Source organism: Allobosea sp. P4_C6 (assembly GCF_056402015.1).
Genome location: NZ_JBFUIF010000059.1, coordinates 1 through 15834, shown reverse-complemented (window position 1 = coordinate 15834; position 15834 = coordinate 1). Strand labels below are relative to the sequence as shown.

At 65.9% G+C, this 15834-nt stretch carries 13 protein-coding genes; 12 read left to right on the top strand and 1 reads right to left on the bottom strand.

All coding sequences use genetic code 11. The features are described 5' to 3' along the window. The 5 genes from AC1DVA_RS23980 to AC1DVA_RS23960 all read left to right on the top strand — a co-directional run. On the top strand, positions 1 to 684 hold a 684-nt coding region (locus AC1DVA_RS23980), incomplete at its 5' end, for an SDR family NAD(P)-dependent oxidoreductase (RefSeq protein WP_476807515.1). A 6-nt stretch (positions 685 to 690) separates the two neighbouring features. Continuing rightward, a complete protein-coding gene (locus tag AC1DVA_RS23975) occupies positions 691 to 1758 on the top strand; it encodes a phosphotransferase family protein (protein WP_265055104.1) in 1068 nt (355 codons plus the stop codon). A 33-nt stretch (positions 1759 to 1791) separates the two neighbouring features. Further along, complete coding sequence (locus AC1DVA_RS23970; protein ID WP_265055105.1) at positions 1792 to 2574, top strand: SDR family NAD(P)-dependent oxidoreductase; 783 nt, start codon at positions 1792 to 1794, stop codon at positions 2572 to 2574. An 11-nt stretch (positions 2575 to 2585) separates the two neighbouring features. After that, entirely contained in the window at positions 2586 to 4664 is a 2079-nt protein-coding gene (locus tag AC1DVA_RS23965; protein WP_476807514.1) for a 3-hydroxyacyl-CoA dehydrogenase NAD-binding domain-containing protein, read from the top strand. A 78-nt stretch (positions 4665 to 4742) separates the two neighbouring features. Beyond that, entirely contained in the window at positions 4743 to 5930 is a 1188-nt protein-coding gene (locus AC1DVA_RS23960) for an acetyl-CoA C-acyltransferase (protein ID WP_476807513.1), read from the top strand. Positions 5931 to 6027: 97 nt separating this feature from the next. Here the strand turns inward: AC1DVA_RS23960 and AC1DVA_RS23955 are convergent, their stop codons facing one another. Continuing rightward, entirely contained in the window at positions 6028 to 6807 is a 780-nt protein-coding gene (locus tag AC1DVA_RS23955; protein WP_265055108.1) for an IclR family transcriptional regulator, read from the bottom strand. A 250-nt stretch (positions 6808 to 7057) separates the two neighbouring features. Here AC1DVA_RS23955 and AC1DVA_RS23950 point away from each other — a divergent pair, with 250 nt between their 5' ends. From AC1DVA_RS23950 to AC1DVA_RS23920, 7 genes are all read left to right on the top strand, one after another. Then, positions 7058 to 7960, top strand: a complete 903-nt coding sequence (locus tag AC1DVA_RS23950; RefSeq protein ID WP_265055109.1) for an amidohydrolase family protein — start codon at positions 7058 to 7060, stop codon at positions 7958 to 7960. An 11-nt stretch (positions 7961 to 7971) separates the two neighbouring features. Further along, a complete protein-coding gene (locus tag AC1DVA_RS23945) occupies positions 7972 to 8940 on the top strand; it encodes an ABC transporter permease (protein WP_265055110.1) in 969 nt (322 codons plus the stop codon). Between the two features lie 11 nt (positions 8941 to 8951). Beyond that, entirely contained in the window at positions 8952 to 9854 is a 903-nt protein-coding gene (locus AC1DVA_RS23940; protein WP_476807512.1) for an ABC transporter permease, read from the top strand. Continuing rightward, positions 9851 to 10663: an ABC transporter ATP-binding protein gene (locus tag AC1DVA_RS23935; protein ID WP_265055112.1), complete on the top strand. Its 813-nt coding sequence runs from the start codon at positions 9851 to 9853 to the stop codon at positions 10661 to 10663. The genes AC1DVA_RS23940 and AC1DVA_RS23935 overlap by 4 nt, the downstream gene beginning before the upstream one ends. Beyond that, complete coding sequence (locus tag AC1DVA_RS23930; RefSeq protein ID WP_476807511.1) at positions 10660 to 11694, top strand: oligopeptide/dipeptide ABC transporter ATP-binding protein; 1035 nt, start codon at positions 10660 to 10662, stop codon at positions 11692 to 11694. The genes AC1DVA_RS23935 and AC1DVA_RS23930 overlap by 4 nt, the downstream gene beginning before the upstream one ends. Before the next feature lie 41 nt (positions 11695 to 11735). Next, positions 11736 to 13370, top strand: coding sequence for an ABC transporter substrate-binding protein (locus tag AC1DVA_RS23925; RefSeq protein WP_476807510.1), 1635 nt, complete (start codon positions 11736 to 11738; stop codon positions 13368 to 13370). Positions 13371 to 13464: 94 nt separating this feature from the next. After that, positions 13465 to 15564, top strand: a complete 2100-nt coding sequence (locus tag AC1DVA_RS23920) for an acetate--CoA ligase family protein (protein ID WP_476807509.1) — start codon at positions 13465 to 13467, stop codon at positions 15562 to 15564. The last annotated feature ends 270 nt before the right edge of the window (positions 15565 to 15834 follow it).

Here is a 15834-nt window from a genome sequence, read left to right as displayed (position 1 = left end):
CAGCTGGCCCGCAGCGGCGCCCAGGTCGTCATCTCAAGCCGAAAGCAGGATGCCTGCGACGCGGTTGCCGCTGAGATTCGAGCCGCGGGCGGAGAGGCGATCGCCAAGGCCTGCCATGTCGGCTCCCACGATCAGTTGAAGGAGCTGGTCAGCCATGTGCTGAACCATTGGGGTCGGATCGACATACTGGTCTGCAACGCAGCGACGAACCCGGTCTTCGGCCCGCTTTCCGGCCTCACCGACGATGCCTTTTCGAAGGTGATGACGGTCAATGTGCAGAGCACGATCTGGCTGAGCAATCTGGTGCTGCCCCAGATGGCCGAGAATGGCGGCGGCGCCGTGATCATGATGTCCTCGATCGCCGGCCTGCGCGGCACGGGGGTGATCGGCGCCTACGGGATGTCGAAGGCGGCGGAAGCCGCCCTGACGCGCAACCTCGCGGTCGAATGGGGGGCGAAGGGGATCAGGGTGAACGCCATCGCGCCGGGCATCGTGCGCACGGATTTCGCGCGAGAACTGGTGGAATCGCCCGAACGGCGGGCGCAGATGGAACAGCGCACGCCGCTGCGCCGCTTCGGCGAGGTCGAGGATATCGCCGGCATCGTGCATTTCCTGGCGAGCCCGGCATCCGCCTATGTCACCGGCCAGGTCATCGTCGCCGATGGCGGCGAGACGATCGGGTAGGCCGCCATGACCGCTCAGGTCGCCACACTCGTCGACGTCATCGACAAGCACCGTTTCGACGAGGCCGCGCTGGCCCGCTGGCTTCGGGTGCATATCCCCGGCTTCGACGGCCCGGTTTCCATCCGGCAGTTTCAGGGCGGCCAGTCGAACCCGACCTTCCTGATTGCATCCGGGGACCGACGCTGCGTGCTGCGCAAGAAGCCGTCGGGCCAATTGCTGCCCAAGGCGCATCAGGTCGAACGCGAATTCGCGATCATCAGCGCGCTCGGCCCGACTTCGGTTCCCGTCCCCGAGGTGATGGCTCTTTGCGCGGATGCCGACGTCATCGGAACCCCATTTTACCTGATGGGGCATGTCGATGGGCGGCATTTCGACGGGCTGCTGCTCGCCGACCAGCCGCGCGATGGGCGCGCCGCGATCAACTACGACGCCGTCGACACGCTCGCCCGTCTGCATGCCGTGGACCCGGCAGCCATCGGCCTTGCCGATTACGGCCCGCAGGGCGGCTATGTCGCCCGCCAGGTCGAGCGCTGGACGAAGCAGTACCGCGCATCATCAGCCCAAGCCGGTGAAATCGCCGATCTCGGCTGGCTGGCCGACTGGTTGCGCGAGCGCCGTCACGTCTCCGACGAAACCGCGATCGTCCATGGCGACTACCGAACCGGCAATCTGCTCTATCGTCACGATGCGCCGCAGGTCGCTGCCATCCTGGATTGGGAACTGTCGACCCTCGGGCATCCCATCGCCGATCTCGCCTATTACTGCATGACCTATCGCATCGATGCGCGTCTATCCGGTGGGCGGGGTCTCGCGGGCCTCGATCTCAGGGAACGCGGCATCCCTGGCGAGACCGAGGTGCTCGACCGCTATTCGCAGGCAAGCGGTCGTGTTGCGATCGCCGATTGGCCGGTGTTCCTGGCACTCTCCTTCTTTCGGCTGTCCGCCATCCTGCACGGCGTGATGGCGCGTGCCGTTCAAGGCAACGCCAGCGACGCCAATGCCCTCGACGTGGCCAACAGGGCGGGTGCGCTCGCGCAGATCGGCCGTGCGATTGCGCATTCCGAACATCGCTGAACCGTCTGGTTCGATCAAAGCTCAGGGGGCGGCATGCGCTTCGAAGGCAGATCCTGCATCGTTACGGGCGCGGCAAGCGGCATCGGCCGCGCGACCGCCCTGCAATTGGCCAGAGAGGGCGCGCGACTGGCGCTGGTCGACCGCAACGCGGCGGAACTGGCCAGCACCGTCGCGAGCCTCCCCCGTGCGGGCGAACATGAAACCTTCGTGCTCGATATCGGTGACGAGGACGCGGTTCGCTCATGCGTCGCGCAGGTGCTGGCCAAGTTCGGCCGCATCGACGTCCTGTGCAACAACGCCGGCATCGCGAGCACGAAGGGAGCGGCCGTCGAGCAGGATTTGGCCGAATGGATGCGCGTCATCCAGGTCAATGTTCTCGGCGCGATGCTGTTCATGAAGCACGCGGGCGCGGCCATGATCGCCGCCGGACAGGGCTCCATCGTGAACACCGCATCGGTCGCCGGCATTCGGGCGGGTGCAGGCGGCAACGCTTACAGCGCGTCGAAGGCCGCCGTGATCAACATGACGCAAACCGGCGCCTGCGACTTCGGCGCCTTCGGCGTCAGGGTCAATGCGGTCTGCCCCGGCCTGATCGAGACTGGGATGACCAAACCGATCTTCGACAAGGCCCGCGAACTCGGCAAGGAGGACCGGCTGGGCGCGCGCTGCGAGCTCCGGCGCTATGGCCATCCCGAAGAAGTCGCGCGGGTGATCGCTTTTCTCGCGAGCGACGATGCCAGCTATGTCACCGGGCAGGCCATTCCTGTCGATGGCGGCAATACGGCATCGCTCAATCTCCCCGGCATGAAGGTTTGATCGAGGTACTCATGAGTTTGGTCGCATACACGATTCAGCATGCCGTGGCGGTGGTCGCGATCGACAATCCTCCGGTCAATGCGCTGGGGGCGGCGGTGCGCCAGGGGCTGGCGGCGGCCGTCGCCCAAGCGAATGGCGACGCGACGGTCACCGCGATCGTGATCGCATCCGCCGGCAAGGCCTTCATCGCCGGGGCCGATATCAGCGAGTTCGGCAAGCCACAGGCCGCGCCGCTGCTGCCCGATCTGCTCGACGCGATCGAGCGTTCAGCCAAGCCCGTCGTAGCGGCGATCCAGGGCGTGGCGCTTGGCGGCGGCCTCGAGGTCGCGCTCGCCTGCCATGGCCGTGTCGCGCTGCCCGTAGCGAAACTCGGCCTGCCCGAGGTCAAGCTCGGGCTCATTCCCGGCGCGGGCGGCACCCAGCGCCTGCCCCGACTGATCGGCGCGGCGAAGGCCTTCCCGGTGATGCTGTCGGGCGAACCCGTCTCGGCCGGCCAGGCGCTCGAATACGGGCTGCTGGACGAGATCGTCTCCAGCGATCTCGTCACGGCAGCGATCAGGCTGGCCGAGGGGCTGGCGGCCGAAGGGCGCCGACCGGTCACGAGCGCCGACGACGAGAGGYTGACGGAGGCGGATCGCGAGGCCTTCGAGGGGCTGGCGAAGGAGGCGCTCAGGAAAGCAGAGGGCATGCCGACCGTGCCGGCGCTAGTCGAGGCGGTCCGAAGCGCCTTCCTCCTGCCCTTTGCCGAGGGGCTGGCGGTGGAGCGCAGGCTCTTCCTCTCGCTGATCGCCGACGAACGCTCCAAGGCGCTGCGCCATGTCTTCTTCGCCGAGCGCGAGGTCGCGAAGGTGCCGGGCATCGGGCCGGAGGTGAAGCCGCGCGAGATCGCCCGCGCCGCGGTGATCGGGGCCGGCACGATGGGCGGCGGCATCGCCATGTGCTTCGCCAATGCCGGCATCCCGGTGACCCTGATCGAGACCGSGCAGGCGGCGCTCGACAACGGCATCAACCGCATCGCCGCGATCTACGACATCTCGGTCTCGCGGGGCTCGCTGACACCGGAGGCGCGCAAGCAGCGGCTCGCCCTGATCAAGCCGGCGGTCGGGCTGGCCGCGGCGGCAGGCGCCGACATCGTCGTCGAGGCCGCCTTCGAGGAGATGGGCGTCAAGAAGCAGATCTTCGGCGAGCTCGACAAGGTCGCGAAGCCGGGCGCGATCCTCGCCAGCAACACCTCCTATCTCGACGTGCCCACYATCGCGGCGTCGACCGGCCGGCCGCAGGATGTGCTCGGCATGCATTTCTTCAGCCCGGCCAATGTCATGAAGCTGCTCGAAGTGGTCAGGCCGCAGGGCGTGGCGGATGATGCCGTCGCCACCGCCGTGGCGCTCGGGCGCAAGCTCGGCAAGGTGCCGGTCGTCGTCGGCAAYGGCTTCGGCTTCGTCGGCAACCGCATGCTGGAGCAGCGCACCCGCGCCGCCGAGCGGCTGCTGATCGCGGGCGCCCTGCCGCATGAGGTCGATGCGGCGCTGGTCGATTTCGGCTTCAAGATGGGCCCCTTCGCCATGGCCGATCTCGCCGGCAACGAYATCGGCTGGCGCTCGCGCAAGGCACGCGGGCTKAAGGCCGCCGTGGCCGACGCGATCTGCGACGCCGGYTGGTTCGGCCAGAAGACCGGGCGCGGCTATTACATCTATCCGCAGGGCGCGCGCACCGGCCAGCGCTGCCCGGAGGTCGAGGCGCTGATCGCCCGCATYTCGGCCGAGCAGGGYGTSACGCGSCGCGCCTTYACGCAGGCCGAGATYCTGGCCCGGCTGCTCGACCCGATGGTGAATGAAGGCGCGCGCATCCTGGAAGAGGGCATCGCGGCGCGGCCGGGCGACATCGATATCGTCTGGATCAACGGCTATAACTGGCCGGCCTGGCGCGGCGGCCCGATGTATTGGGCCGACAGCGTCGGGCTCGACGTCATCGCGAAGCGTCTGGAGGCGCAGGCCGCCGAGGCCGGCGACAAGGCGCTCGAGCCGGCGCCGCTGCTGACGCGCCTCCCCGCCGAGAGCAAGGGCTTCGCGGGCCTCCGAACCGACAGTTGAAACAGACCCTGCCGATGCGGCGCCCGCCGCCACCGGCAGACGCTTTCGAAACTCCTTAACTGGCGAGGAAACCTTTCCATGGCCGAAGCCGTCATCGTATCGACCGCCCGCACCCCGATCGCGAAAGCCCATCGCGGCGCGTTCAACCAGCTGCGGGGCGCCGACATGGCCGCGCATGCGATCCGGCACGCTCTTGCGCGTGCAGAGATTGAGCCCGACGCGGTCGAGGAAGTCGTTCTGGGGTGTGGCTATCCGGAAGCGGCGACCGGGGGCAACGTCGCGCGGCATGCGGCGCTCGTCGCGGGAATCCCGGTTCAATCGAGCGGCGTGACTGTCAGCCGCTTTTGCGCGTCCGGGCTCGAAGCCATCGCGCACGCCGCTCGCCGCGTGGTCATGGACGGGGTGCCCGTCGCGATCGGTGGCGGGGTCGAATCCATCAGCCTCGTACAGCCGGTGGTGCGGCGTGAACTGACCCAGAACGATTGGCTGATGGAGCACAAGCCGACGATCTACACGTCGATGATCGAGACCGCCGATATCGTCGCGCACCGCTACGGCATATCGCGAGAGGCGCAGGATGCTTTCTCGCTGCGGAGCCAGCAGCGCACCGCCTCGGCCCAGCAGCAGGGTGTCCTCGACGACGAGATCGTGCCCATGCGCGCGGTCATGGCCGCCACGGACAAGGTGACGGGCGAGGTCACGCAGCAGGAAGTCACCCTTGCCAGGGACGAGGGCAATCGCCCCGACACAACGCTCGAGGCGCTCGGCAAGCTGAAGCCGGTACGCGGCGAGACCAACTTCGTCACCGYCGGCAATGCCAGCCAGCTCTCTGACGGCGCTTCGGCGAGCGTCGTCATGTCGGCCGAAGAGGCCTCCCGTCGGGGGCTGTCCCCGCTCGGCATCTTTCGCGGCTTCGCCTCGGCCGGCTGCGAGCCCGACGAGATGGGTATCGGCCCGGTCTTCGCGGTTCCGCGCCTGCTGGCGCGTCATGGCCTCACGGTCGCGAACATCGATTTGTGGGAGCTGAACGAGGCCTTCGCCTCGCAGTCGATCTATTGCTGCACCAAGCTCGGCATCGACCCCGACAAGGTCAACGTCAACGGCGGCGCTATCGCGATCGGCCACCCGTTCGGGATGAGCGGAGCGAGGCTCGTCGGCCATGCTCTCCTGGAAGGCCGTCGCCGCAAGGCACGCTACGTGGTGGCGACGATGTGCGTCGCCGGCGGAATGGGATGTGCCGGGCTTTTTGAGGTCAATCCCGGCTGAAGCCGGCCGCATGGGTCCGCATCGGTCCACCGCTCCCCCCGGCATTGTGGCTCCATCCGCGGCGGGAGGCTCACGAAGCTCGGTGCGGAGGCCGCGGTCAGCGGGGCATGATGTAGCTCAGCTGGTTGCGGATATTGGCTGCAAGCGAAACCAGTCGCGGCCCCACCTCTTCCTCGATCTGATTGGGGCTGAGCCGGAAGATCGGCACGCGGCAGTTCACGCCGAAGCAGTCGCCGTTCGCGTCGCGGATCAGGGGCGCGCCGGCGGAATGAGTGCCGGGTATCCAAACGCCCTTGGCGACCGAGAAACCCCGGTCGCGACATTCGGCGACACCCTGGACATAGGAGTCGGAATATTTCGCCCAGAGGTCCGGCGAGCGCCGCTTCATCTCATCGAGCTTCAACTTGAACTCGGCATCCGTGAGCAGCGAGCCCAGCGCATGGCCGATCGTTGCCGGAAGGAGCGGCCCGATCGTGCCCAGATCGGGCGAGGTCCAGATGTTTTCGTTCACACGCGACGTCTCGAGATAGACAAAGTTGGTGCGGTCGATGGTCCCGATCGAAACTGTGCCGCCGAGATCCTGCGCGAGTTTCTGCATCGACGGCCGCGCGATGTGCAGCAGCTTCAGATTGACCAGCAGCGGGTTCACCAGAACCAGCGCGCGCCAACTGAGTCGGAACTTGGATTTCTCCTGCCGAAGATAGCCCATCCGCTCGAGAGTATAGGTCAGGCGGGCGACAGTGGAACGATTGATCCCGGACTCCTTCGCGATCTCTCCATTGCTCATCAAGCTCCGGTTGGGGCGGAAGGTCTCCAGAACAGCGAGCCCCTTGACCAGGGTCGTCGCGATATCGGGGTCGTCGGCAGGGATCTTCAAGAACCGTCTCCAATTCGGCTTCAGGACCGACGTGAGACGCCGGCTTTTATTTTGACAGCACCTCGCCGATCGGCAGCTGCGCCAGGCGGCTGTCGGCGCGGTACGACATCAGCAAAATCCGACGCCACCGGCCAAATGTCAACATAGTGAACATATTTGACTGATTATAATCATTTACTTGACTCAGTAGCCGCATGGACGCTCAATTGTCGCACTGACTGCTGAGGCGCAGCCGACTCGGAGAACGCTGATGAGCCGCGTAATCGATATGGAAATCAGTTTGCCTCACAGCGAGGCGAACCCGGAGCTGGAGCGCATCGCGCGTGGCCGGCCTGGAACGCCCTTCGCCCAGTCCCTTCCGCGCCCAGATGGCTACGGCTTCGCGAATTACGGGAACGTCTTCCGCAGCAAGGACAGCGGAGCTAACAAGGCGGCGGTCGACGATGGCGGGCTGGCGCGGCTGGTCGAGGACATGGACCGCGCGGGCATCCAGCGCGGGTTGCTGGTCGGCGCCGAGAACAGCGCTACGGGCCGCATTCACCAGGCTCACCCCGGCCGATTCTTCCTGTTTACGACATTTGACCCGCTGGACGGCATGCGCGCCGTTCGCGAATTCGAGCGCCTGGTCAAGGAGGAGGGAGCAAATGGCCTGCGCCTGTCGGCGCTTTACAACGGCGTGCCGGCGAACGACCGGCGCTATTATCCGCTCTACGCCAAAGCCGCGGAACTCGATGTTCCCGTCCGCATCTATACGGCGATGAACTACGCCAACGATCGGCCCTATGATCTCGGCCATCCGCGCTATCTCGACGATGTCGCCGTCGATTTTCCGGAACTGAGGATCGTGGCGGGCCTAGCCGGATGGCCCTGGGTCAACGAGATGGTCGGGCTTCTGCGCCGCCACCCGCGCCTCTACGTCGATACGGCAGCCCACCACCCGCGCTATTTCAGTCAGCCCGGCTCGGGCTGGGAACAGTTCCTGCAGTTCGGCAATACCCTGCTTCAGGACAAGGTCATGGTTGGGCTCTCGCGCTACCTGTTTGGAACCTCCTTCGAAAGCATCATCGAGCAATACAAGGATCTGCCGCTCAAGGAGAAGGTCATCGAGAAATGGCTTTACGGGAACGCCGCTGAATTCTTCCGCCTGAACTGAAGGCTGGCCCGATGATTCGTTTCGTCGGCCGACGTGCGCTGCTCGCCATCCCCCTGCTCCTGGCGGTCATCGTCTTGATGTTCTCGATGCTGCACATGATCCCCGGCGATCCGGTGCAGGCGCTTGTCGGCGACTATCCCGTGCCGCCGGCCTATCGGCAGGCGATCGAAACGAAATACCGTCTTAACGATCCCTTCCTGGTTCAGGTCGGCAATTATCTGGTCAATGTCGCCCGCGGCGATTTCGGCTTTTCGTATCAGAACCAGCGCGCCGTTCTCGATCTCATCCTCGAGCGCGCGCCCCGGACGATCCTGCTGGCGTCGGTCAGCTTTGCCTTGGCGATTCCGCTGGGCATGCTGATCGGCATCGCGGCCGGCACGTCCCGCCGACAGGGCGTCGACAAGTTCTGGACCACGACGGCGTTGATCGCCTACGCCATTCCCACCTTCTGGCTCGGTCAGCTCCTGGTGATGCTGTTCGCGCTCCGGCTGGGCTGGTTCCCCACCCAGGGAATCGGCCCCCTGGTCAGCCGCACCCAGGGCTTCGCCTGGCTCCTCGAAAAGCTGCGCTATCTCGCCTTGCCTGTCCTCGCCTTCGGCATCCACGAGGGCATGCGGATCGCCCGCATCATGCGCGCCAGCGTCATCGACACGCTCTCGCAGGGCTACATCATCACGGCACGCTCGAAGGGCCTTAGCCGCGGACAGATCATACGCAGCCACGTCCTGCGCAATTCGAGCCTGCCGCTCGTGACGATCGCGGGCTACGCCTTCGGCTCCGCGCTGGGAGGCGCCGTTCTGCTCGAGACGGTCTTCACCTGGCCGGGACTCGGCCTGCTCCTGGTCGACTCGATCCGGCTGCGGGACAACATGACCGTGATCGGGGTGGTGATCTTCTCGGCCGTCGCCGTCGTCGCCATGAACCTGATCGTCGATCTCCTCTACGCGGCGCTCGACCCGCGCATCAGAACCATGCGGTGAGGGCGACAGCGATGTCAGAAATCAAGGCCTCCACCGCACCTGCCACTCGCAACGGTCTCTCGATCGGGAGCTGGCAGGTCCACATCGCCAATCTCTTCGGCACGCGCCATGGCGCGCTCGGCGCGGGCATTCTGCTGGTGCTGATTGTCGTGGCCATCGCCGCTCCGCTGATCGCCCCCTACAACCCCCTCGAGCAGACGCAGCTAAGCCTGGCTCCGCCATCGTCCGAATTTCTGTTCGGCACCGACAATATCGGGCGCGACGTCTTTTCGCTCGTCGTGCATGGCAGTCGCTCCTCCCTCCTAGTCGGGCTCGGCGCCGCGCTGGCTGCTTTGCTGATCGGCGGCACGCTCGGGGTGCTCGCGGGCTATTTCCAGGGCCCGGTCGAGGCGGGGCTGATGCGGCTGGTGGAGCTGTTCCAGACGCTGCCCGTCATTATTCTCGTGCTTTGCGCCGTGGCCTTATTCGGTTCGAGCTTCTGGCTGCTGATCGCAGCGGTGGCGCTGGCGATCTGGCCAATGGAAGCACGGCTCGTCTACGGCCAGTACATCAAGCTGCGCGACCGCGATTTCATCGCAGCCGCCCGCGTCGCCGATCTCTCGACGGCCCACATCATGTTCCGGGAAATCCTGCCCAACGCGGTGCAACCGATCATCGTGCAGGTCGCTCTTGACGCCAGCATCGCCATCCTGATCGAAGCCGGCCTTGGCTTCCTCGGCCTGTCCGATCCGAGCAAGGTGAGCTGGGGCCGGTTGCTCTTCGTGGCGCAGGACTATATGGACAGCGCCTGGTGGATGAGCCTGTTTCCCGGCGCCGCGATCTGCATCACGGTCGTCGGGCTGAACCTCTTCGCCGACGGCCTGAACGAAGTCATCGATCCCCGCAGCACGAGTGGTGTGGGAGGGCTGCAATGAGCCCCTCGCCGCTGCTCGATGTCAGCGACCTGAAGGTCCATCTGCGCCTCGGCTCCCACATCGTGAAGGCCGTCGACGGGGTCGACTTCCAGATCAGGCCCGGCGAGTGCGTCGGCATCGTGGGTGAATCCGGCTCCGGCAAGAGCACGTTGGCTCGGGCCACCACGCGGCTGATGCCCAACGTCAATATCGCGGAGCTGAGCGGCAGGCTCACCTTCGAGCGCCGCGATATTCTGGCGATGACCGACCGCGAGCTGCGCACCCTGCGGCGGGGCCGCGGCTTCTCCATGATCTTCCAGGACCCGCTCGGCTATCTCAACCCGACCCAAAGGATCGGTCGGCAGATCCAGGAAGCGCTCGCCCGGGCCCCGGATCGCGGCTCGGATCAAATCCGAATCCACACCCTGCTCGACGAGGTCGGCCTGCCCGACCCCACAAACCTCGCCCGCCGCTACCCGCACGAGCTGTCGGGCGGAATGCGCCAGCGCGTGATGATCGCGATCGCGCTTGCCAGCGATCCTCAGCTCCTGTTCGCCGACGAGCCGACGACCGCGCTGGACGCGACCGTCCAGCTACAGGTGCTGCAGACGCTCTACAGGCTGCACAAGGAGCGCAACATGGCGATGGCCATCATCACCCATGACCTTGGCGTCGTGGCCGAGCTGTGTGACCGGGTCTACGTGATGCGCGATGGCAAGGTGATCGAGAGCGCCGACACCGTCGCGCTCTTCGAGCAGCCCCGGCAGGAGTATTCGCGGCGGCTGATCGAGCTCAGCACGCGCCGGCTGACGCGGGAGCAGCGGCTATGAGCGCACCCATCCTGCGCCTGAACCGGGTCGAACAGATCTACGCCAGCCGAAACGCCAACGGACCGGGCTGGAACACGGTCCGTGCGGTCGACGGGGTCGACCTGGAGGTCAAAGAAGGGGAGACGCTGGCGATCGTCGGCGAATCCGGCTCGGGCAAGAGCACTCTGGCCAAGCTGCTGCTGATGCTCAACCGGCCGACCGCCGGTGACGTCCAGTTTCGGGGAACCGCGCTCCCTGCGCTCGACGCCTCGGGTCGGCGGACCTTCCGGCGCCAGGTCCAGGCCGTCTTCCAGGACCCGGCGTCGTCCCTGAACCCGCGCATGACGGTGGAGCGCATGCTGGGCTACATCGTCCAGCGCCACGCGCTCGCACCGTCCGGCCAGATCCGCCGGTTCCTCGCCGATCATCTCGCCGCGGTCGGCCTCACGCCGCCCGAGAACTATCTGAACCGCTACCCTCACCAGCTGTCCGGGGGACAGCAGCAACGCATCGCGATCGCACGCGCGATGATGCTGCGGCCAGTGATCATCATCGCGGACGAGCCGCTGTCCAGCCTCGACGTATCGGTCCAGGCGCAGGTCCTGCAGCTGATGCGGGACCTGCACACCACGACCAATGTCGGCTTCGTCGTCATCAGCCACGATCTCGGCGCGATGGAGTCGATCGCCGACCGTACCGCCGTGATGTATCGCGGCCGCATCGTCGAGATCGGCCGCTCGATCTACGAGCGCCCGTTCCATCCCTATACGAAGCTGCTTCTGGAGGCGCGCCTCTCGCTGGATCCGCGCCGCGGCCGGATCCGCAGCATGAGCACGACGCCGCCGCGCGGCGATGCCTCCGCGCCTGCGCCGGGCGGTTGCCGCTTTCGGCAGCGCTGTGCATACGCCGCCGAGATCTGCGCGACGCAGGCCCCGGCGCTGCGGCCAGTCGATGCAGCCGGAACCATGGCCGCCTGCCACCGCGCCGAGGAGATTGGCGCGCTCCCCGCCAAGGCTGAGGAGCCGGCGCTCCTCAGGCCGATCGAGGTCTGACGCAAACCAATACCAACCATAAAGCCGAGGGAGAGCACATCATGAACGCGACCAAGGGCTACGATGCCAAGCCGATGCCCCAGCTCAGCGCGATCGCGCTTCTCGCAGCAGCGATGAGCCTTCCCGGCGCGGTCGGCGCGCGGGCCGATGACGGCAAGCCGGTACCGGGCGGCACGGTCATTGCCGCCTTGAACTCGACGACGATCCCCAACCTGAACACGCAGATGACGTCCTCCGTGCCGGCGCTGTTTGCCGCCGACGTCTGGGCGGATGGTCTTATGACCTATGATCGCGATGCCAATCGCCTGCCGCGCCTCGCCACGAGCTGGACCATCTCCGAGGACGGCAAGACCTACACCTTCGCCATTCGCGAAGGCGTCAAATGGTCGGACGGCAAGCCGTTCACGGCCGCCGACGTGGTCTTCACCCTGGAGAGCTTCGGCAAGTTCAACACCTATCTCACCAAGCTCATGCCTTTGGTCGAGAAGGCCTCGGCCCCGGACGACAAGACCTTCGTGCTGACGCTGAAGGAGCCGCTGACAGCGACGCTCGACCTCTTCGACAAGGAGGTGTTTCCGCTGATGCCGAAGCACATCTACGAAGGCAAGGACGTCGCCACTCATCCCACCAATATCGCGCCGGTCGGCCTCGGCCCGTTCAAGTTCGAGAAATGGGCGAGCGGCCAGTCGATCACTTTCGTGCGCAATCCGCACTATTGGGAGGCGCCTAAGCCCTATCTCGATTCCGTCATCTTCGCGCTGATCCCCAATCCGCAGCAGCGCCTCAACGCGATCGTCAACGGCGAGGTGAACTGGTTCCGCCCGGAGGTGGTCCAGGTTCCGGCGACGCAGCAAGCAGCCAAGCGGGGCACGTTCCGGGTCGTGCCGATCATGACCAATGCGCCGGAAACGGCCGTGATCGACTTCAACCTGCGGCGCGCGCCGATGAACAACGTCAAGGTTCGGCAGGCCCTGTTCCATGCGATCGACCGCCAGCGCATCGTTCAGGACGTCTATCAAGGGCTGGCCGAGACCGCCAAGAACGCGATCCCGACGCAGTTCAAGCAGCTGCACGATCCGTCGGTCAATTACGACGCAATGTATGCCTATGACCCGAAGAAGGCGGCGCAACTGCTCGATGAAGCCGGCTTCCCCCTGAAGGACGGCAAGCGTTTCGCAATCGAGCTCGCCGTGATCTCGGCCGCGCCCTATGACGCCGTGGCACAGGTCGTCCAGGCTCAGTGGACGGCACTTGGCATCGACGTGAAGCTCAGCTCGCTCGATCTGCAGATCTGGACCAACAAGGTCTACACCCAGCACGATTTCGACGCGTCGATCATCTCGCTGACGGGCCGGTCGAACCCGGTGYTCGGCGTCGATCGCAGCTTCGTCTGCAACCAGACCAATGTCCCGTTCGCCAATCCGACGGGTTACTGCAATCCCGAATTCGACAAGGTGGCCGCTGACGCTGCTTCGGCGCCGCTCGACCGCCAGAAGGCGCTTTACAAGACCTATGCCGAGATCGTCGCCCGCGACCTCAACCAGCTCGCGCTGACGAACGCCCGCGTTTTCGAAGCGGTGACGAACAATTTCAAGAACCTCGATGCGCAGTTCAATTTCTCGTTCAACACCCATCCCAACTGGGCGGAAGCCTGGCTCCCCAAAGACAAGCAGTAATCCCCGACGCTTCCCGCGCACGCAGCCGCTTCGCGCGGCTGCGTAGGCACGCCGCTACCGAAGGAAACAAGCCTTGCATATTGACGTCACTCCCATGGTCAAGCCCCGCTCGGTGGCCATTGTCGGCGCTTCCGCCAAGCGCGTCACGCAAGGCAACGTCGTCATCAGCAACCTCAAATCCTGGGGCTACACCGGCGAGATCCTGCCGGTTCATCCCCAGGCCGATCAGATCGACGGGCTGCGGGCCATCAACTCGATCCGCGACATCAAGGGCGAGACCGACCTCGCCATTGTCGCGATCCCGGCGGCCCATGTGCCGGGCATGCTGCAGGAGCTCGAATCGAGCTCCGTCCGCTCGGCCATCGTCTTCACAAACGGCTTCTCGCACGAGGAGGAGATGGCCATGCGTGCCTTCGGCGCCAGGAGCCGCATCATCGTGCACGGCCCCAACTGCATGGGCCTGGTCAACTTCACCGACTCCATCCCGCTCTACCCGTCCAGGCCGTCGCTGCGGTTGAAGCCCGGCAATGTCGCGCTCGTCGCCCAGTCGGGTTCGGCGGCGATTTCGGTGATGAACTCGACGGTGGTCGGGCTATCGAAGGTGGTGACCGTCGGCAGCGAGTTTCAGGTCTCGGCCGGGGACTATATCCGCTGGCTCGCAGACGACGACGAAACGCGCGTCATCGGCGTGGTCGCGGAATCCATCAAGTCGCCGCATGCGCTGGCCGAGGCGGCCGAGTGCGTCCATGCCGCCGGCAAGTCCCTGATCGTGCTCAAGGTCGGGCGCTCGGATGTCGGCCTCGCGGCGACGCAGGCGCATACCGGCGCGCTCGTCAGCGATCGCGACGCCTATGACAGTTTCTTCCGCGAGACCAACATCGCCACGGTCGCCGATTACGACGAGTTGATCGCGTCGCTGGAATGTTCGGCTGTGGCACGGCGGATGGTTCGTGGCGCCAGCATCGGCATCGTCGGGATTTCCGGCGGGCAGACGGCGCTCGCCTGCGATATCGCGGATGCGCAAGCTGTTTCCGTCGCGGCTTTCGGCGACGCGACGGCCGCCCGCGTGCGCGCCGCCTTGCCTGGCACGGCCGGGAACAACCCGGTGGATTTCGGTGCGACCGTCAACCTCGAGGACCGCAACACCCCTGATGCGATGCTGGCCGTCCTCAACGACCCGAATGTCGGCGCGGTGGTCGCGCTGCAGGACACGCAGGAGAGCCTGAATCCCGCGACCCTGCAGAACTACATGAATATCCTTGGCGTCTATGCCGAGGCAGGCCGGTCGAGCGAAACGCCGCTGGTGGTGATCTCGCCGACATCAGAAAATCTCGACCCCGGTGTTCGGTCTATGCTGCTGGAGCATGGAGTTCCGTTGCTGCGCGGCCTCAGCCCGGGGCTTCGCGCCGTTGGAAATCTCGCGCTTGGCAAGCCGGGACTGGCCGGCACCTGGGCCAGCCAGCACGGCCCAAGGCCGTCTGACTTCAACGAGCAGGCCGCAAACCTCAGGGCGGAGATCGAAAGCACCGCGAACACGCTCGACGCCGCGCTATCGTTCCGGCTCTTGCGCGCCTATGGCATCCCGGTGACCAGGTCAATCGTCGTGAAGGATGCGGATGAAGCCGCGGCCCGCGCGGAGGAAATCGGGTTCCCGATGGTGGTCAAGGTCGCCTCGCGGGATGTGCAGCATCGCTCCGATGTCGGCGGCGTCATCCTGGACATCGGCGACGAGGACGAACTGCGCGGCGCCATCGCCACCATCTCCGGAAATATCGGCAAGGCGCTACCGAACGCCACCATCGACGGCTATGAGGTGCAGGAGCAGCTGGTCGACGTCGTGGAGGCCATGGCCGGCTTTACCGATGCGTCGCCGTTCGGCCAAATGATCGTGCTCGGAAGCGGCGGTACGCTCGTGGAGCTTCTGGCCGACCGCGCCGCAACCCTGGGCCCGCTTGATCGCGAGCAAGCCGAGACGATGCTGGCGACGACCCGTCTCAGCCGGCAGTTGTCTGGCTATCGGAATCTGATGGCGCCGACGGACACGGCTCCGCTGGTCGACGTTGCCGTCCGTCTTTCGCAGCTCGCCAGCGACTTGCGGGACGTCATCGCCGCTTGCGATCTCAACCCTGTGCTCGTGCGCAAAGGCACCGGCGACGTCCGCGTCGTCGACGCGCTCTTCGTGCGTCGACCATAGCCCTGAAAACGTCAGCGTCGCCTGCTTCGAGCCGCAGGCGGCGCTTCGGCCCGGCCGGAGTGCCGGAGGACAATCACCGGGAAAGCGCGATAGTCCCGGTTTGGCCTACCCCCGCGCCTGTCAGACGCGGCTCGATGTGTCGCCGGGATCCTGCGAGCCATGGCCGCCATAGATCGCRGAGAACCACATCTGCGACAGCGTCGTCGCGACAAGTTGGGGGGCGTCCTCGAACTCCGCGAGCGCGGGCTGGGTCTGACTGTAGATCTTGAG